16 protein-coding genes and 2 pseudogenes are annotated in these 17,691 nt (G+C 64.7%); 5 read left to right on the forward strand and 13 right to left on the reverse strand.

The window, feature by feature from the left end:
• Window positions 1-52: 52 nt before the first annotated feature.
• A complete protein-coding gene (locus AB7M16_RS11495; protein WP_453943948.1) occupies window positions 53-1,159 on the reverse strand; it encodes an efflux RND transporter periplasmic adaptor subunit in 1,107 nt (368 codons plus the stop codon).
• Window positions 1,160-1,405: 246 nt separating this feature from the next.
• On the reverse strand, window positions 1,406-2,740 hold the full coding sequence (locus AB7M16_RS11500; RefSeq protein WP_453943949.1) for an MFS transporter: 1,335 nt from the start codon (window positions 2,738-2,740) through the stop codon (window positions 1,406-1,408).
• Between the two features lie 80 nt (window positions 2,741-2,820).
• On the opposite strand from AB7M16_RS11500, the pseudogene AB7M16_RS11505 reads away from it, so the two are divergent.
• Window positions 2,821-3,240, forward strand: a pseudogene (locus AB7M16_RS11505) (ribosomal maturation YjgA family protein); the annotation flags it as partial.
• A gap of 102 nt (window positions 3,241-3,342) precedes the next feature.
• Here the strand turns inward: AB7M16_RS11505 and AB7M16_RS11510 are convergent.
• The 5 genes and pseudogenes from AB7M16_RS11510 to AB7M16_RS11530 all read right to left on the reverse strand — a co-directional run bounded on the left by AB7M16_RS11510 (window position 3,343) and on the right by AB7M16_RS11530 (window position 8,373).
• Window positions 3,343-4,671, reverse strand: coding sequence for an IS1182 family transposase (locus AB7M16_RS11510; RefSeq protein ID WP_212257604.1), 1,329 nt, complete (start codon window positions 4,669-4,671; stop codon window positions 3,343-3,345).
• A 268-nt stretch (window positions 4,672-4,939) separates the two neighbouring features.
• Complete coding sequence (locus AB7M16_RS11515; protein WP_172789764.1) at window positions 4,940-6,193, reverse strand: IS110 family RNA-guided transposase; 1,254 nt, start codon at window positions 6,191-6,193, stop codon at window positions 4,940-4,942.
• Between the two features lie 315 nt (window positions 6,194-6,508).
• Window positions 6,509-7,670 (reverse strand): annotated as a pseudogene (locus AB7M16_RS11520) (winged helix-turn-helix domain-containing protein).
• Window positions 7,671-7,792: 122 nt separating this feature from the next.
• Window positions 7,793-8,038, reverse strand: coding sequence for a hypothetical protein (locus AB7M16_RS11525; protein WP_260383735.1), 246 nt, complete (start codon window positions 8,036-8,038; stop codon window positions 7,793-7,795).
• Between the two features lie 98 nt (window positions 8,039-8,136).
• The gene (locus AB7M16_RS11530; RefSeq protein WP_172785959.1) at window positions 8,137-8,373 is read right to left on the reverse strand and encodes a hypothetical protein; all 237 of its coding nucleotides are present in this window, start codon (window positions 8,371-8,373) and stop codon (window positions 8,137-8,139) included.
• 373 nt (window positions 8,374-8,746) lie between these two features.
• Here AB7M16_RS11530 and AB7M16_RS11535 point away from each other — a divergent pair, with 373 nt between their 5' ends.
• A complete protein-coding gene (locus AB7M16_RS11535) occupies window positions 8,747-9,388 on the forward strand; it encodes an OmpA family protein (RefSeq protein ID WP_172785846.1) in 642 nt (213 codons plus the stop codon).
• Window positions 9,389-9,442: 54 nt separating this feature from the next.
• On the opposite strand, the gene AB7M16_RS11540 is transcribed toward AB7M16_RS11535, so the two are convergent.
• Window positions 9,443-10,723 (reverse strand): phospholipid carrier-dependent glycosyltransferase, encoded by a 1,281-nt coding sequence (locus AB7M16_RS11540; protein WP_260380372.1) that lies wholly within the window; start codon window positions 10,721-10,723, stop codon window positions 9,443-9,445.
• 200 nt (window positions 10,724-10,923) lie between these two features.
• Between AB7M16_RS11540 and AB7M16_RS11545 the strand changes: the two genes are divergently transcribed.
• Window positions 10,924-11,625 (forward strand): FecR family protein, encoded by a 702-nt coding sequence (locus AB7M16_RS11545; RefSeq protein WP_212259494.1) that lies wholly within the window; start codon window positions 10,924-10,926, stop codon window positions 11,623-11,625.
• 2 nt (window positions 11,626-11,627) lie between these two features.
• Entirely contained in the window at window positions 11,628-12,758 is a 1,131-nt protein-coding gene (locus tag AB7M16_RS11550; RefSeq protein ID WP_212259493.1) for a hypothetical protein, read from the forward strand.
• Between the two features lie 112 nt (window positions 12,759-12,870).
• Here AB7M16_RS11550 and AB7M16_RS11555 read toward each other — a convergent pair whose 3' ends face one another.
• From AB7M16_RS11555 to AB7M16_RS11565, 3 genes are all read right to left on the reverse strand, one after another.
• On the reverse strand, window positions 12,871-13,359 hold the full coding sequence (locus AB7M16_RS11555; RefSeq protein ID WP_453943950.1) for a VOC family protein: 489 nt from the start codon (window positions 13,357-13,359) through the stop codon (window positions 12,871-12,873).
• 35 nt (window positions 13,360-13,394) lie between these two features.
• Window positions 13,395-13,823, reverse strand: coding sequence for a VOC family protein (locus tag AB7M16_RS11560; protein WP_172785841.1), 429 nt, complete (start codon window positions 13,821-13,823; stop codon window positions 13,395-13,397).
• A 126-nt stretch (window positions 13,824-13,949) separates the two neighbouring features.
• Window positions 13,950-14,468: a cupin domain-containing protein gene (locus AB7M16_RS11565; RefSeq protein WP_260380373.1), complete on the reverse strand. Its 519-nt coding sequence runs from the start codon at window positions 14,466-14,468 to the stop codon at window positions 13,950-13,952.
• Between the two features lie 128 nt (window positions 14,469-14,596).
• Here AB7M16_RS11565 and AB7M16_RS11570 point away from each other — a divergent pair, with 128 nt between their 5' ends.
• Window positions 14,597-14,815 (forward strand): CsbD family protein, encoded by a 219-nt coding sequence (locus AB7M16_RS11570; protein ID WP_172785840.1) that lies wholly within the window; start codon window positions 14,597-14,599, stop codon window positions 14,813-14,815.
• A gap of 58 nt (window positions 14,816-14,873) precedes the next feature.
• Here the strand turns inward: AB7M16_RS11570 and AB7M16_RS11575 are convergent, their stop codons facing one another.
• Both AB7M16_RS11575 and AB7M16_RS11580 read right to left on the reverse strand, forming a co-directional pair.
• Window positions 14,874-15,338, reverse strand: coding sequence for an FKBP-type peptidyl-prolyl cis-trans isomerase (locus tag AB7M16_RS11575; protein ID WP_036013901.1), 465 nt, complete (start codon window positions 15,336-15,338; stop codon window positions 14,874-14,876).
• A 61-nt stretch (window positions 15,339-15,399) separates the two neighbouring features.
• A complete protein-coding gene (locus AB7M16_RS11580; protein WP_453943951.1) occupies window positions 15,400-17,691 on the reverse strand; it encodes a xanthine dehydrogenase family protein molybdopterin-binding subunit in 2,292 nt (763 codons plus the stop codon).

The following is a 17,691-nucleotide window of genomic DNA, read 5'->3' on the forward strand; positions in this document are numbered from 1 at the left end:
ATTGCTCTTGCCGCTCCGGGGCGACCGCAGGGCGAACCCAGAGCGGTAAGAACTAGAAACTCAGCGACGACACGATCCGTACCCTCTGGCCCGGATCGAGCTTCTGCACGCCGAGGGCGACGATCTTGGCGCCCTCCTCCACACCGCCGGTGATGACGACGTCCTTGCTCTCGTAGGACTTCACCGTGACCGGCTTGAGCGTGACGCCACCGTTGTCGTCGACGACGTAGAAGGACGGCTTGCCGCCCTCGTTGAACAGCGCCGACAGCGGCAGCCGCGCGACCCGCTCGCTGGCGGCATCCGACAGCGTCAGCGTCGCGGTCATGCCGAGCGCGACCTTGTCGTCGGCCTCGGGCAGCGAGAACTTTGCCAGATAGGTGCGCGTGGCGGGATCCGCCGCCGGCGCGATCTCGCGCAGCTTGGCCGTGTATTTCTTGTTCGGCTCAGACCAAAGAGTGACGCTGGCGACGCCCGACTTGGCACGTCCAACCAGCGTCTCAGGGATCGCGACGACCGCTTCCTTCTCGGCAAAGCGGGCGACACGGATCGAAGCCTGGCCCGCGGCGACCACCTGGCCGGGCTCGATCAGCGTTGCGGTGACGACGCCGCGGGCGTCGGCAACGAGCGTCGCGTAGGAAAGGGAATTCTTGGTCAACTCGACCGAGCGCTCGGCCCGGTTCAAGCGCGCACGGGCTTCATCGGCGGCGGCGCGGCTCTGGTCGAGCTGGGCGTCCGTGGTCCAGCCCTTGGCCTTGAGGTCCTTGGCGCGCTGCTCGGCGGCGGCGGCCTGGGCCAGCACGCCGGTTGCGGCGCTCTGCTCGGCAACGGCCTGCTCGGCCTGGAGCTTCAAATCGACCTCGTCGAGGGTGGCGAGCGGCTGGCCGACTTCGACCGTCTGGCCGACTTCGACGAGGCGCTTGGCAACCTTGCCGGCGACGCGGAAGCCGAGATCGCTCTCGATCCTGGGGCGGATGGTGCCGACGAAGCTGCGCTCCGGCGTCTCGGCATCGTAATGGGCGGTTGCCACCAGAACCGGCCGCGGCGGCTCGGCCTTTTCGGCGACGGTATCGTTGCACCCTGCCAGCGAAACGGCCATCAGGGCGAGCGAGGCTCCTACCAAAAGCTTGGAATAGCTCGACAAAACCGACCGGACGAACATCGAAGGACACTCCTGCATCTCGATTGAGAGGAATGTCGACTGTTCACTGATAAAAGTCAATAATCGTCAGTCATCAGGAATGCGTGATCGTTAAGGGGTGGTGGAGTATTGAGTGGATGGGCGACAGCGGTGCTATCGTAGAGTGGGCAAAGCGGAGCGTGCCCGCCAATCAGGTCAGCGTAGGGAAGATGGGAGGCACGACGCGCAAAGGGCGCGCCGTTGCCCACCCTACAAGACCCTGCACTATCACCCGTGGCCGGCGAATTCGTGCTTGCTGTCGTGGCCGCCGACGAACACCAGGATGCCCGCGAGCAGCGGCAGCACGGCGAGCACCAGGAGACCGGTCGAGGTCTGCCCCGTCGCTTCCTTGACCCAGCCAATCAGGTACGGCCCGCCGAAACCGGCGAGATTGCCGATCGAGTTGATCAGCGCGATGCCGCCGGCGGCCGCCGTGCCGGAGAGCCAGGCGGTCGGCAGGGTCCAGAACACGCCGAAGCAGCAGAACACGCCGATCGCGGCCACCGTCAGCACCACCATCGTCAGCGTGGGATCGGTGAGATAGGAGGAAATGCCGAGCGCAATCGCCGTGAGCAGCAGCGGCGCGCCGACATGCATGACGCGCTCGCGGCTCGCATCCGAATGCCGCGCCCACAGGATCATGGCGATGGTGCCGAACAGATACGGGATCGCGGTGACGAATCCGGTCTGGGCGTTGGTGAGGCCGAACGCCTTGACGATCTGCGGCAACCAGAACTGCATGCCGTAGAGCGCGCCGACGAAGCCGAAATAGATCAGGCTGAGCGCGATTACCTTCGGTGAAGACAGCGCCTCGCCGAGCGAGAAATGCTTCACCGCCTGCTTGGCCGCAATCTCCGAATCGAGCTTCGCCTTCAGCCACGCCTTCTGCTCGGCCGAGAGCCAGTCCGCCTTCTCCGGCTTGTCGGTGAGGTAGAACCAGGTGACGATGCCGAGCAGCACCGACGGGATGCCCTCGATGATGAACAGCCATTGCCAGCCCTTCAACCCCATGAGGCCGTCGAGCCCGAGCAGCAAGCCCGAGATCGGTGCGCCGATCACGGTCGAGACCGGCACCGCAATGGCGAAGGCCGCAAGAAAGCGGGCGCGATATTCGGCCGGATACCAATAGGTGAGATAGAGGATGATGCCCGGGAAGAAGCCGGCTTCGGCCACGCCGAGCAGGAAGCGCAGCACATAGAAGCTGGTGACGCCGCTGACCATCGCCATCAGCGCCGAGATGATGCCCCAGGTCACCATGATCCGGGCGATCCAGCGGCTGGCGCCGAATTTCTCCAGCGCCAGATTGCTCGGCACCTCGAAGATGAAATAGCCGATGAAGAAGATGCCAGCGCCCCAGGAGAAGATCAGCGGCGTGAACTTCAGGTCCGCATTCATGGTCAGCGCGGCAAAGCCGAGATTGACGCGGTCGAGATAGGAGAAGAAGTAGGCCAGCACCAGGAAGGGAATCAGGCGCCAGGAAATGGCGCGGATGGTCGCGGTTTCGATGTCGCTCTTGGCGCTCTTGGCACCGCCGACAGAACCGGCATAGGTGGTTTGGCTCATGGCTTCCCCCGGGTTGTTGCTTTTCTAGGGCTCAACAGGCGGTTTTGAGCATCGCGGGCAAAGAGTCAATGGAGCGAGCAATGCGCGGAGCGCAGCCGGATCAACCCGTGGCGCCGATGCGGATCTCGCTGATCCGCGCCGGCCTCGCGCTCGCGGTGATCGTCTGCGGGCTGTCGCTGCGCTGGTACGGATTCCCGCTCGGGTTTCCAGCCTTCGTGGTCAAGTATGGCGGCTCGCTGTTATGGGCCACGATGGTGTTTCTGCTGGTCGGAGCCGTGCTGCCGGGACTCACGCAGACGCAGATTGCGGCGATCGCGGCTGTGATCGCCGTCGTCGTCGAATTCTCCCGGCTGGTGCACACGCCATGGCTCGATGCGTTCCGGCTGACCACGGCCGGCGCGCTGCTATTGGGGCGCATCTTTTCGCTGTGGAATCTCGTGGCCTACGTGATCGGGATTGCGCTCGGCGTTTGGATCGATCGAGTTGCCAAGATGCACACCCTCGTAGAGCCTGTGAGCCAATTCGTTTTGTTTCGGCTTCGGCATCAAGGGGTGGTATCGCCCCTTGATGGGGGAAGCCGGCGGCGTCAGGCTGTTGGTTATCTATGCTTTTGCGAGACGATGCCCTTGCAGGATGTTGTTGGTGAGGGCGTACCAGAGCACGACGGCACGGACCTTCTCGATGCCGCGCACGGTCAGTTGCCTGAGGTCCCAGTTGCGCCAGCGGGCATGGATGCATTCGCAGATGGTACGGGCCTGGTACTGTGCCTTGCCGGCTTCGCTGGCCATGCGAGCACGCCAGGCCGCTATGCCAGGACCGTCGCTGCTCCGGGGTAAGAAGGGATCGACACCGCTCCTGGATTGGGGCGGTGGACAGTAAACCTCGATGCCCTCGCCATGCGCCCATTCGATGTCGTCGCCAGTGCAGAACCCGCCATCGGCGAGGTAGCGGCGTGGCAAGCGCTTCAGCCGAGCGCGCGTTCGCTCCAGCATCGGGCGCATCAAGCCACGATCTGAGCCGCTGTTGTCGACATCGATCGCGACCACGATCAGTTCGCCAGCCGCGCTAGCCACCTGCACATTATAGGCCGGACGGAAGCCGGCATCGGCCATCTTCATCACCCTGGCCTGCGGGTCGGTGGTGGAGGCCCGAGGCTCCTTCGGCTTCTTGCCATTGCCGCCCTTGTCGTCGAGCTGTTTTCGCTTGCGCTTGATCTCGGCCAGCGCGGCCTGCGCGGCTTGCACCCGCTCGCTGCGTTCGCGCGCCGCCCGCTCTTTGGCGGCCCGGATCCGCCGATTGCTGGCTTCCGGGTCCGCATCGACCTCGCGCTTGAGCTCTTCCACAATGGCCTCGGCCTGCGCCATCTGCCGATCCAGCGTCGCCTCCCGCCGGAAAGATCCGGTCCCGGCATTCGCTCGTATCCGCACCCCGTCCTGGGTCAGCTTCTCCAGATCGACCAGCCCTGCCTCGTTCAGGGCCACCAGATGTTCAACCAGCAAACGGTCGAGCAAGTCGGCACAGCCGACCCGGAAGTCCGACAGCCCGTGATGGTTCAACGACACGCCACCGCAGAGCCAGCGGTAGACGTCGTGGCTGTCGCAGAGCCGGTCCAGCGCCCGCGCGCTGCCAACGGCATCGCTCGCGGCGTACAGCCAAAGCGCCAGCAACAACCGTGGCGATGGCGCCGGATGGCCCGGCCTGTTTTCCCGTGCCTTGACGCGATCTTCCAGCTCGCTCAGGTCCAGCCCTTCGACATAAGCCCAGATCACCCGCGCTGGATGATCCTGCCCGATCAGGCTGTCGATATCGACCGCTCGCAATTCGACCTGATTGCGCACAGGCTCGCGCAGCCGAGGTGCGCCTTGCGGCACCGCTTCGGTTCGTGCCGACTGCTCCGGCAATTCACCAAAAAGTCCGTCGTCAGCCATCATCCTCTCCAGCAGATCAGTCTGCCCAGAGAATCACATTCGTCTGACGCGCGGTACAAAAGATTCACAGTCTCGTAGGACCTCCTACCCTTGGTCAAGGGGAACGTCCTTATAGGGCAATATGGTAGCGCCGTGCTCGATGCAGTCCAGGACGCTGCGCGCCGGCTTTGCCGGTGCCTTCGGCATCCTGGACAGCATCTGCGGGCGGCGCTCTGGCGCTCGGCAGGTCGGGACGAAGGAATGGTCGCCCGGCCGAACAAAGGAATGGGGCTCACCCGTTCGCGGAGTTCTTTGTGCCGTTATGGTCCGCATCGTATGGGGTCTGTCGCTTGAGCGTCGTGCACAGGGCAAAAAGCAAGCGATCTCCCACGCTGCGCAGAGCCCGCGCGTGACCGTGTCCTTTTCTGCGCAAGGCATCATACCGTCGCCTGCTGGCAGCGTCGTGTTGGATGGCGACACGCGACCAGTGATGGACGGCGCTCTGTAGCCGCCTGTTGCAGGCGAGGCGGCGGATCACGAAGCGTTGTTTGCCGCTTTGCCGCGTCACCGGCGCAGCCCCTGCCAAGGCGCGCAGAGCATGGTAATCTCGTCTGCGCAGGGGCTCTGCGGCCTCGGCGAGCAGTGTGGCGAGATTGATCCTGCCGATTCCTGGCCAGGAGCGTAGGATCGTCACGTCGCACTGCTCCGAGCTCTGCCCCGACGGCTTCTCCTCTCCTTCGAACTCGGCACATAGCCGGTCCAGGTTCTGATGAGCCTCTTTGATCTGCCGATTGACCAGGTGCAGACGTGCCGCCAGGCTGCGGATGTGAGCGCAGGCTGCCTCCGTCGTGCCGGGGGCTACGAACAGCGGTGCCTCGCGCAAAGTCCCGAGCACCGTCGCCGCATTGAGACGGCGGATACGATAGTCCCTGAGAACACCTGCGATGGCCTTCTCGCTGGCCTTGACCGCACTGGCGGGGGTCGGCACCTTCTGCCAAAGCGCCAGGAACCATTCGTCGGCGACATCGTCGGTCAACTTGGTGGCCTGGGGATAATATCGCCACAACTGCTGACGCAAGCGGTTGGCAAGCCGCGTGCGTTCCTGCTGCAGTTCGTCCGCCAGGCGCGACCACTCCCGTAGCTCAATCATCGCCGCATCGTCTGCCACAAGCCGACGGAAAGCAGCACGGTCAGTGCGCAGCGAGGCGCCGAGCACATGAGCATCGCGGCGGTCGTCCTTGGCACCGGCCACCGTGAAGCGATCGCGGAAGCGATCCAGTTGCTTGGGATTGATGGCAAACACCGCAAACCCGTGCTCGAGCAGCATCTCCACCACCGGGCCGTGCGGCATCTCGATCGCCACGGCGATCTGTCCCGGTGCGGCCTTGGTCTTCTCCAGCAGCCAGTCACGCAACTCCGTCAGCCCGGCGCCGCCATGGTCGAACTCGTGCTGCGCAACCTGTCTTCCCGCGGCATCCAGCAGGCAAACGCTATGGCTCCGCGTTGCCCAGTCGATCCCGACGAACCAGCGTACATCTTCGATCATTGTTGAGACCTCCTTGCTCGCAAGGCGGGCCACCACGATCCTGATCAGTCCCTGTACCGGCGCTCTTGGCGCGACCTCCTACCGGATCTCGATCGCGGTCGCTCCGCCGGGGCGCGGTTCCTACGTCGGTGCTCGAGGCACAGGTGGACAAGGCTGCTCCCGGCGGATCGGCCCGGACGGCCAGTCTACATCCGAAGGCCGCCACGAACCCCACAAGGGTACAGGGTGGGCAAAGCGCAGCGTGCCCACCACAAGCAGATGGTGGGCACGGCGCTAACGCGCCTTTGCCCACCCTACGAGACCGATGCCAAGCCCTCACTCCGCCAGTTGAAACCGTTCGAAGCGATCGAGCTCCTCCTCGATCACGCGCTTCAGCTCCTTGCGGCCCGCCGTCTTCCTGCCCTGCCCGACCCAGGTCCATTTCTGCATCAAGAGCTTCTTGTTCTGCCGGTCGGTCTTGAGATCGAGCGCGGCGACGATCTCGTCGCCGACCAGCACGGGCAGCGCGAAATAGCCGAGCTTGCGCTTGGCCTTCGGCACATAGGCCTCGAACAGATGGTTGTAGCCGAAGATGAGGTTGGTACGCTTGCGCTGGATGATCAGGGGATCGAACGGCGAAAGGATGTGGACGAGATCGGGCGATACCTCATGCGGCTCGAGCGCTGCGGGCGAGGCCCAGTGCTCCTGCTTGCCGGCGCCCTCGATCGCGACAGGCACGAGCTCGCCGCGGCGGACGCGCGAGGCGATCAGGCGCGCGACCGGCTTCTTGCTCGGCGCATCGAGATGGCAGACCGAATCGAGGCTGACCACGCCCTGCGAGCGCAGCGCGCGATCGAGCAGATAGGCCGTGATCTCGCTTGCCGGCGCCGCCTTCGGCAGCCTGTCCCAGCCGAAATGACGCGTCGTCAGCTCATAGGTCTTGAGCATGCCCTGGCGCTCGCTGATGGTGACGGCGCCGGTATAGAAGGCGAGCTGCAGCGCCCGCTTCGACGGCTTGCGGCTCTGCCACAGATGCTCCTTCTCGACGAGCACGTCGTCGTCGATGTCACGGATCGTCAGCGGCCCGGTGCGCAGCAGCCGCATCACCTTGCGCGTGTCGGCCGGCTTCACCGCGGCGAACCATTTGTGCCCCTCGCGGCGGTGCTCGCGCATCGCCGGCAGGAAGAAGCGGAAGTCGTTCGCCGGCACGTAGGAGAGCGCGTGCGTCCAGTACTCGAACACGGTCTTGTCGATGCTCTGGGCATGGCGCAGATCGGCGCGGTGGTAGGACGGGATCCGGCTGAACAGGATGTGGTGATGGCAGCGCTCGATGACGTTGATGGTTGTCGATCTGCACATAGCCGAGATGGGCGACAGCGGCCGCGGCGGCCTGTGCGCCTTCGCCGAACGGGGCGCGCTGATCCAGCCGCTGGGCATGCAGCCAGATCTGCCGGGCCTGTGTCGTGGTGAGCGGGAGTGGTTTGGGCGCGCGAGACATTGCGAGGAGGAATGTAGCGAGATTCGCGCCGGGAGAAAGAACCTGAGCAGAATCGAAAAAGAAAAAGCCGCGCTGCCATCTGCTGCCAGCGCGGCCAGAACGTGCAAGTTCGGCAGGAAACCTTACTTCATCGCCATCGATTTTTCGGCGCTCATGTAGTGCTTGCAGGCGGCGCTCATGTTGCCTTTGCTCATCTCGGAATTGGCCGAGGCCATCGACTTCCTCGCTGCCATCTTGCCCGGCGTGTCTTCGCCGCCCAGCCCGCCAACGAGCTTTGCCATGTTCGCACTGGTGCATGCCATCTTGGCGGCGGATGCGGGAGACAGAGCAAGTGCAACGAACGTTGCCGCGAGCAACAGGGTCTTCATCAATTTCTCCTCCGGAAACGAAGCCGGCTACATGCCGGCCAACGCAGCATCCATCTTTCCCGGACAAACGGCTCGCAGAGAAGATATTTTCGTTGCGCCTAACGTGCGGCTTTTGGGCGCTCCCCGACGCTGCCGGTCGCCACATCGGGTTCACACGACGCCTTGCCGCGCCCCTCCGACTGGCACCGATAGACGCTGCCGGTGAGACGATCGACCAGCCAGATGTTCTCCTCGGTCGGCCCTTCCAGGCCGACATAGCGGGAGGTCAGCCCCGTGATCAGTGTCGACAGCAGGATCGCCACCGCGATCATCGCCGCGCCGATATAGATGGGCATTGTGCTCGGGGTCACTGTCCGGTCCGGCGGGCCGCTGCGATGGAACTGATAGTCGCGCTGATAGTCACTTGGCCTCGGCACAGGACGGAACTCGCCTCCCTTCGCGTCAAATTGTCGAATGATTGAAGCGTGCTAGGCGGGCATCTGGTCGAATTCTTGTTCGCGGGCGGGCGGTGCGGCGACGCCTTTGCGACGTTCGGGTTTCCCGGAACCCGCGACTGCCGGCCCGAAAGCAGACTGCGAACGATCGAACCGGACCAGAGTGCCCTCGGCTCGTCGTTTCGAATGTGACCAAGATCACATCGACGCCGTTGAACCTGCCCTAGGCTCGCAGCATCAAATCGCCATCAGGCGTAACAGCGAGGATACGACAATGACCCGTTTTGATAAATTCTTTGGACTGAAGGCGATAACCCTCTCCGCAGCCCTGTCGATGACGGCGGGCCTTGCGCTGGCCGGCGACAACAACTTCTCCGCCGACCAGATCGTCGATGCGCTGAAGCCGAAGCCGGCGACGCGCGGCCTGTCCGTTGGCCCCCAGGCCGACACGACCGTGCAGGCCAAGGAAGCGACCTTCCTGAACACCGTGCGGAACCGCTCGACCCGGTCGCTCTCGACGGGCGAGCGCGAGCAGATCGCCGAGCTCGCTGCGACCAAGCCGAAGATCGATCTGGAGATCCAGTTCGACTACAACTCGGCCGACATCGCCAAGACGTCGGTGGCCTCGGTCCAGGCGCTCGGCAAGGCGCTGTCCGATCCGGCGCTGAAGGGCTCGACCTTCGTCGTCGCCGGCCACACCGACGCGACGGGTGGCGAAGCATACAATCAAGGTCTCTCCGAACGGCGCGCCGACACCATCAAGAAGTACCTGATGCAGAATTACGGCCTCAACGGCAACGATCTCGTCACCGTCGGCTACGGCGAGACCAAGCTGAAGGATGCAGCCAACGGCGCCGACCCGATCAACCGCCGGGTCCAGGTCGTGAACATGGACACCAAGACCGCGGCGAAGTAACTCTCCGCCCCTGGGTGAAACACGCCGCCTGCCGCAGCCCGGCAGGCGGCGAAATCATATCCAGCTTTGGAACAGCATCAGCCGGTTGAAGCTCCCCATCGAGGTGCCGACGAAGGCTGCGGAAATCGGCAGCATCACCGCAAAGCCGGCCGCGGCGATGCCGACATAGACCCACAGCAGCCAGCGCGGCAGCCCATCGCGGCGCATTGCATAGACCAGCGCCAGCGACGCCGCTGTCGCGGCCGGCAGATAGTAGTAGATGAAGCCCAGCGTGCGCGGCAGCAACGCCCAGGCGAGCCAGGGGCCGAAGTAGAATGCCGCGATCAGGAATGCCTCCCAGCGCCGCGCCACGATGAAGTCGCGCAGCACGATGGCGAGTGCGAGCAGTGCCGGCCACAGCACGAGGGGATTGCCGAGGAAGACGATCGCAGCGACATGGTCCTCCGCCGTCTTGTCGAACAGGAACCAGACCGGGCGCGCGAGCAGCGGCCAGGACGGCCATGCGCTCATATAGGTGTGGCCGGCGATGGCCGTCGTGGTGTTGTCGGCAAAGATCCGCCGCTGCGCCTCGATCAAGTCCGGCAGTGACAATCCGTAGAGCGGAACGAAGGCGGCAAGATAAGTCATGCCCGGCAGGACGGCGAAGCAGAGCGCGACATGATGCAGCTTCAGGCCGGGCCAAAGCTCCGGCCGATACCAGTCGTCCGGCTTTGCATCGGCGAACAGCGTGTGCCAGCCCTGCATCAGGCGGATCACGGCAACGGCGACGATGCAGACGCCGAGCGGGAACAGGCCGCTCCATTTACACGCGGCCGCAAGGCCGAACAGGCTGCCCGCCACCGCGAACAGCGCTTGCGGCCGCTCCCTGCGAAACCCATGCATGAAGGCGGCGGTCGCGAGCAGGCCGAAGCCGAGCGCGAAGATGTCCAGCATCGCGATGCGCGCCTGCACGTAGAGCATCTGGTTGAAGGCCGCGATCAGCGCGGCGGCGATCGCCGGCGACTGCCCTGCGAACAGCGCGAGTCCGCACAGATAGATCGCGACGATCGCGAGCGCGCCGAACAAGGTCGCGGGATAACGCCAGCCGAGCGCGCTGTCGCCGAAGGTTGCGATCGATGCCGCGATCAGCTCCTTGGCCAGCGGCGGATGCATCGGATTGAGCATCGGCTGCGACATCGCAGGCGCCAGCATCTGGCGCGCCGCCGGCACGTAATGCACCTCGTCGAAGACGAATTTTTCCGGCGTGGTCACGCCGATCAGCAGCGCCAGATGCGCGATCAGGAAGATCGCGACAGCGATCACTGCGCTCCGCGACACCGCCGGAACCGCAGGCAATTCGAGCGTCTTTTGTGGGGCTGTCTTGCGTGGCAAATTGGCTGCACCGCGGAGAAAAAGAAACTGCTCCTCGTCATTGAACGCATTCTGCCGCAACTGTCACTAAGCATGACGCACGTCCTGCGCCGCTTGTGATAATTCCGCCACATCAGAAGCGTGCGCGATCCGGTACGATCAGGGACACATCGATCGGTTGCGAAATGAATTTGCGTTTTTGGCTATTACCCACACTGCTCACGGCCGCAATCTGCGCGGCGTCCGGCGCCAAGGCGCAGACGCGCGTCGGCGAGGCCGTCGTGATTCAGAACGAAGTGGTGCGCGTCGCCGCGACCACGACGCCGATCAATGTCGGCGACAGCATGCTGCGCGACGAGACCGTGCGGACCGGCGCCGACAGCGCGGCGCGTTTCGTGATGGCCGACAGCACCAACCTGTCGCTTGGCCCGAGCGCAACGCTGAAGCTCGACCGCACCGTCTTCAACGACGAGCACAGCTATCGTGACGTCGCGATCCGCATGACCACCGGCGCCTTCCGCTTCGTCACCGGACGCTCCGACAAGGCCGCCTACAAGATCACGACGCCGCTCGCCACCATCGGCGTGCGCGGCACCACGCTCGACATTCTCTCGCAGCGCGGGCGCTCCGTCGTCGTGCTTCAGGACGGCGCGGCCAGCGTCTGCACGAAGAGCGGCCAGTGCGTGCAACTCACGCAGCCCGGCGACACCGCCATCATCACCTCGACCGGCGGCAAGGTGAGCATCACCAAGACCAACACGCCGCCCTGGACCTTCGCCGCCAATTGCGCCGCGAGCGCCGGGTTATGCGCGGTCAACCAGTACGCCGGCGCCTCGCCGACCATCACGCCCGCCGTCCAGGACGACGGCATGCTGTGCGGGCGGTGACGATGGCGCCCCCCGGCTTCGGACGAATCATCCTGTCGGGCGCGTTGATCGCGGCGGCCGTTCTTGCCTTCGCGACGCTCAACGCGCGTCCGGCTACAGCCCAAGCGTCGTGCCAGTCCGAGTGTACCCAGCCGACGCCAACGCCTACATATTCTCCCTCACCTTCGCCCTCCCCGTCGCCGAGCCCCTATCCGTCGCCCACGCCCAGCCCGTATCCGTCGCCGAGCCCGACACCGACCGGCGCGGATTCCAGCAGCAATTCGATCGGCGGTCTCGCCAATCAGCGCTTCAACCAGATGATCACCAACCGGGTGCTCGGCACGGTGCTGCTCGGTGTCAACGAGCAGGTCAATTGCAGCGACTGCATCAGCGCGTTCGGCTCCGCCGGCTCGTTCTCGGCCGGCATCCACGGCCGCAAGGAGCTGACCAACAATCTGTCGCTGCTCGCCGGCATCGCCTACACGCATTACAACGAGGGCGGCTACAAGATCACGAGCGCACCGATCGGCGCCTTCGCGCTGCGCTATGACTTCACCGACTGGGGCTCGTCGCGCCCGTTCTTCGACGTCGGCGCGATCCTGACGCCGTGGGAGAAGGCGCGCTACACGCGCAGCTACGACACCAGTCTCGGCCCGGTGAGCGTGACGAGCTCGACCAACGCGTCCAACTACGCCGTTTACGGCCGCGCCGGCTGGATGAGCCGCCTCTCGCCGCGCGACGAGGTCGCGGCCTCGATCGAGGTCTGGCAGCTCTGGCAACGCGTCTCCAGCTATAGCGACGGCGCGGTGGCATTCAATCCGTTCGACGCCCGCATCGCTGATGGCACCGACCGCACCAGCCTCGTCAAGATCGGCGGCCAGTGGACGCATCTGTTCGGCAGCAACATCGAGACCAACATCAATGGCGGCTGGGTGCAGTCCTTTGCGAGCCACAGCGGCATCGTCGCCACCGTGACCGGCCAGGGCACGGTGGTGCCGACCATCGGCAACCAGGGCTGGTTCGAATATGGCGGCCGGCTCGGCTTCCGCGTGCAGAAGGGCTGGATCGTTGACCTCTTCGCCAACGGTACGCTCGGCCCGCAGCCGGTCGGCAACACCATCCATGGCGGCGTGGGGCTGAGGATCAATTATTGAGACAGTTTCATAGGGTGGGCAAAGCGTGGTGTGCTCACCACTCTCAATCGGACATAGATGGTGGGCACGGCGCAAGACCGCCTTTGCCCACCCTACGCCACCTAGGTTGACGTCAGACCGCCGACTTGCCTTCGAACGCGCGCCGCAACACCTCGACGTCCAGCTTCACCATCTTCATCATCGCCTGCATTGCGCGCGCGGCTGCGGCCTTGTCGGGGCTCGACAGGAACTCGAACATCACCTTCGGCACGACCTGCCAGGCCACGCCCCAGCGATCCCTCAGCCAGCCGCACTGCTCCGCCTTGCCGCCATGGGCGAGGAACGCGTTCCAGACGCTGTCGACCTGGGCCTGGTCGTCGCAATGGATCATCAGCGAGATCGCATGGGTGTATTCCATCTTCATGCCGCCATTGAGCGCGACCAGCGGCTGCCCGGCCACCGTGAACTCGACGACGAGCACGGAGCCTTCCTTGCCGGACGGGCCGTCCGCAACGTTGCGCTGAACGTGCGTGATCGCCGAATTCGGGACCAGCGAGACGTAGAATTTTGCAGCGTCCTCGGCATCGCCGTTGAACCACATGCAGGGCACGAGCTTGGACATGATGAATGCTCCTCGTGAGGTCTATGGGTGTCTGCTCAGGCGTTCGCCAAGTCGGGCTGCAGAGGGGCGGCCGCAAGATCCATCCAGTTCACGCCCCACATGTGCCCGTCCGGATCCTCGAAGCTGCGGCCGTACATGAAGCTGTATTCGTCCTTCGGGCCGGGATCGGCCACCCCGCCCGCCGCCTCCGCCTTGCCGACGATCTCGTCGACCTCGTTGCGGCTGTCCGCGGACAGGCAAAACAGCACCTGGTTCGAGGTCCTGGCGTCCGCGATCGGCTTCGGCGTGAACTGGCGGAATTTGTCGTGGGTCAGCAGCATGGCGAAGATGGTCTCGGAAAAGACCATGCAGCTCGCGGTGTCGTCGCTGAATTGCGGGTTCTTGACCGCGCCGACGGCCTCGTAGAAGGCGGTCGCGCGCTTGAGGTCGGTCACCGGCAGGTTGACGAAGATCATCTTGGGCATCGGAAGCTCCTTGGCGGGGTTCTGCCCAAGGACGGACGGCCAGGCCGCTATCCGACACCGCTTCCGACAATTTTTTTGACCCCGATCCGCGGGGTCTGTCGCACCGCCCCCGCCCCCTGAAGGGTCTTACTTCTTCTCGTTGGGATCGCGGTGCACCGGGTCGATCCATAGCACGGTCTCGGGCTTCTCGACCGGCTCGATGTCGAGGTTGATCGCCACCGCCTCGCCGTCGCTGCGCACCAGCACGCATTCCAGCACCTCGTCCGGGCTGGCATTGATCTCCTGATGCGGCACGTAAGGCGGGACGAAGATGAAATCGCCGGGGCCGGCCTCCGCGGTGAACTGCAGGCTCTCGCCCCAACGCATGCGCGCCTTGCCCTTCACGACGTAGATGACGCTTTCGAGATGGCCGTGGTGATGCGCGCCGGTCTTGGCGTCCGGCCTGATGCTGACGGTGCCCGCCCACAATTTCTGGGCGCCGACGCGGGCGAAATTGATCGCGGCTGCACGGTCCATGCCCGCTGTCGACGGCACATTGGTATCGAGCTGATTGCCGGGAATGACGCGAACGCCGTCATGTTTCCAGCGGTCATCATGATGATGACCATGGTCATGGTGGGAATGCGAATGGTCATGGCCGGTCATGGGACTTGCTTTCTGTTGGTTCCGTGCGCGGCAAACTAACCCAAAGCCGCAGCCGCAAGCCATACCAAAATCGGAACCCTCGTAGCCGCCCAGCGTTGTCATTCCAAGCAACTCGAAAGGAGATCTTCATGGGCAGCACGACCGACAAGATCAAGGGCGCCGCCAACGAGGCGATCGGCAAGGCCAAGCAGGGCGTCGGTGAAGCCACCGGATCCGATCGCATGAAGGGCGAGGGCGTCGTGCAGGAAGTGAAGGGCAAGGGCCAGCAGGCCATGGGCGATGCCAAGGACGCCGCAAAGGATGCGATGGATCGCGCCGCCGCTGCGGCTCGCCGCGCCGCGGAGTGACGCGCGTAAGATTGAAAATGAAAAGACCGGCCGCAGGGCCGGTCTTTTTGTTGTGCCGTCACTTCACCGCGAGCAATTCCACGTCGAACATCAGCGTCGCGTTCGGCGGGATCACGCCGCCGGCACCGCGGGCACCATAGCCGAGCTGCGGCGGGATGATCAGCGTGCGCTTGCCGCCGACCTTCATCGAGGCGACGCCCTCGTCCCAGCCGGCGATGACGCGGCCCTTACCGATCGGAAACTCGAACGGCTCCTTGCGGTCGACCGACGAGTCGAATTTCTTGCCCTTCTGACCGTTCTCATAGAGCCAGCCGGTGTAGTGCATCACGCAGATCTGGCCGGGCTGCGGCGAGGCACCGGTGCCGACGGTGGAGTCGATGATCTGCAAGCCTGAAGCTGTGGTCATGGTCTTTCCTGCGGTCTGGGCCGAGGCCGTGGTGGAAACGAAATGCGACACGCTGGCGATCACGGTGATCGCGAGTGCCGACATCAGGGCGAGGAGCGCGCGCTGGAAACGCTGCATTAAACACCTTCCGTTTGAGGCGGGAGGTGTCTAACCCAAGGCGGTCGCCGTTTCCACCCCTTTAGACCTCGATATTTTCCAGCCGCACCGGCAGCTTGCGGATGCGCTGGCCGGTGGCGTGATAGATCGCGTTGCAGATCGCCGCATTGGTGCCGACATTGGCCAGCTCGCCGAGGCCCTTGGCGCCCACCGGATTGATGTGATCGTCCTGCTCGGACAGCATGATCACCTCGACGCCGGGCACATCTGCATTCACGGGCACGAGGTAGTCGGCGAGATTGTCGTTGACGTAACGCGCATTGCGCTCGTCGATCTCGGTGGCCTCCAGCAGCGCCGAGGACATGCCCCAGATCAGGCCACCCATGAGCTGGCTGCGTGCGGTGCGCGGATTCATGATCCTGCCTGCCGCGAACGCGCCGACCAGGCGGGGGCAGCGGATCTCGTGCGTGAAGCGATTGACGCGGACCTCGACGAATTCGGCGCCGAAGGCGTAGGCGATCTTGTCCTTCATTTGGTGGCCGCCGACCAGCCGCACCTGCCCATTGTGCATGGCGCGGAAGGAGTCCATCGGCGCGCCTTCCGGCTTCCACTCGCCATATTCTTCGACCACGCCGACGCCGAGCGCATCGAACGCCTTCTCGATATCGAGCGGACGATCGCCCTTGGCCGCCTGGGTCGACGGTGCCGGGCTGATGCCGACGGTCTCCTTGGCCTTGTCGGCGAGGCTGTCGCTCGGCATCACCGCCTTGAGCAGGCGCTGTCGGATCTGATCGCACACCATCATCACGGCCGAGCAGGTGCTGGCGGTCGAGTTGGAGCCGCCGGCAACCGGCGCGGGCGGCAAGTCGCTGTCGCCCATGAAGACCGCGACCTTCTCCAGTGGCACGCCGAGCCGCTCGGCCGCAGTCTGGGCGATGACGGTGTAGGCGCCGGTGCCGATCTCGTGGCCGGCGATCTCGACGCGAGTGCGGCCGTCGCGCTGCAGTCGCACGCGTGCGGCGGACGGCGCCATCGCCGTCGGATAGCAGGTGGCAGCGCAGCCGTAGCCGATCAACCAGTCGCCATCGGACATCGATTTCGGTTGTGGCGATCGCTGCGACCAGCCGAACGCCCTGGCGGCTTCGTCGAAGCACGCCATGAGCGATCGCGACGTGTAGGGCTTGCCGTCAATGGGATCCCTGGTGGCGTCGTTGATACGGCGAAGCTCGACCGGATCCATGTTCAGTTTGACGGCGAGTTCGTCCAGCGCGCTCTCCAGCGCGAACAGATACGGTACCTCCGGGGGCGACCGCATGAAGCCGGGCGTGTTGCGATCGGCGCGCACGATCGAGACCAGGCTGTCCACGTTCGGACAGGCATAGAGCCGAGTCGTGGTCTTGGTGCCGCCGACGCAATAGGCATCGGGGCGCGAGGAGACTTCAGCCCCCTCATGCCTCAAAGCGACCAGCTTGCCGTCCCGGCTGGCACCAAGCTTGATCTCATGCCGCGTCTCGGCGCGGTAGGTCGCGATGGTAAAGCCCTGGTCGCGGGTCGGGACCAGCTTGATGGGGCGGTTCAGGCGCTTGGCAATGGCGGCGATGATGGCGGTCCGCGGTGTCATCGAGCCCCGCGAACCAAATCCGCCGCCGACATAGGGATTGACCACGCGCACCTTGTCGGCGTCGATGCCGAGCTGCTCGGCCACGCCGTTCTTCAGGCCATAGACATACTGGCTGCCCTCGTAGATGACGAGATGGTCGCCCATCCAGGCGCAGCTGGTCGTGAACAGCTCCATCGGATTGTGATGCTGGGTCGGCGTCTCGTAGGAGGCGATGAGCTTGACCTCGGCCGCATCGAACGCCGTGGCGAAATCACCGATCTTCGGGTCCTCCTTGAACTGCGAGTTTTGTCCTTTCGCGACGGCTGTCGTCGTCCCCGGCGAATCGAAGGTCGCGCTGGGTGCGGCAGCCGTGTAGCTGACCTTGACGCGGTTGGCCGCCTCGCGCGCGGCCTCGTAACTCTCCGCGACCACCACGGCTATGATCTGGCCGTCATGGGCGATCTCGGCCGATTTCAGCGGCTGGATCGTGGTGCCGGCATAGCCGCCATTGCTGAACAGCTTCGGGTCCTTCAGCTTCGGGGCGTTCTCGTGCGTGACGATGTCGATCACGCCGCGGACGCGCTTGGCATCGTCAAACTCGAAGCGGTCGATGCGGCCCTTGGCGATGGCACTGGTGACCAGGAACGCGTAGGCCGGGTTGTCCAGCGGCATATCGGAGGCATAGGTCGCCCGCCCCGTGACCTTTGCGGCCGCATCATAGCGCGGCACGGGCTGCCCCATATTCGTCTTGGGCCCGGGAGCTGCAGCGGTCAT

It is taken from the genome of Bradyrhizobium sp. USDA 372 (genome assembly GCF_053629095.1).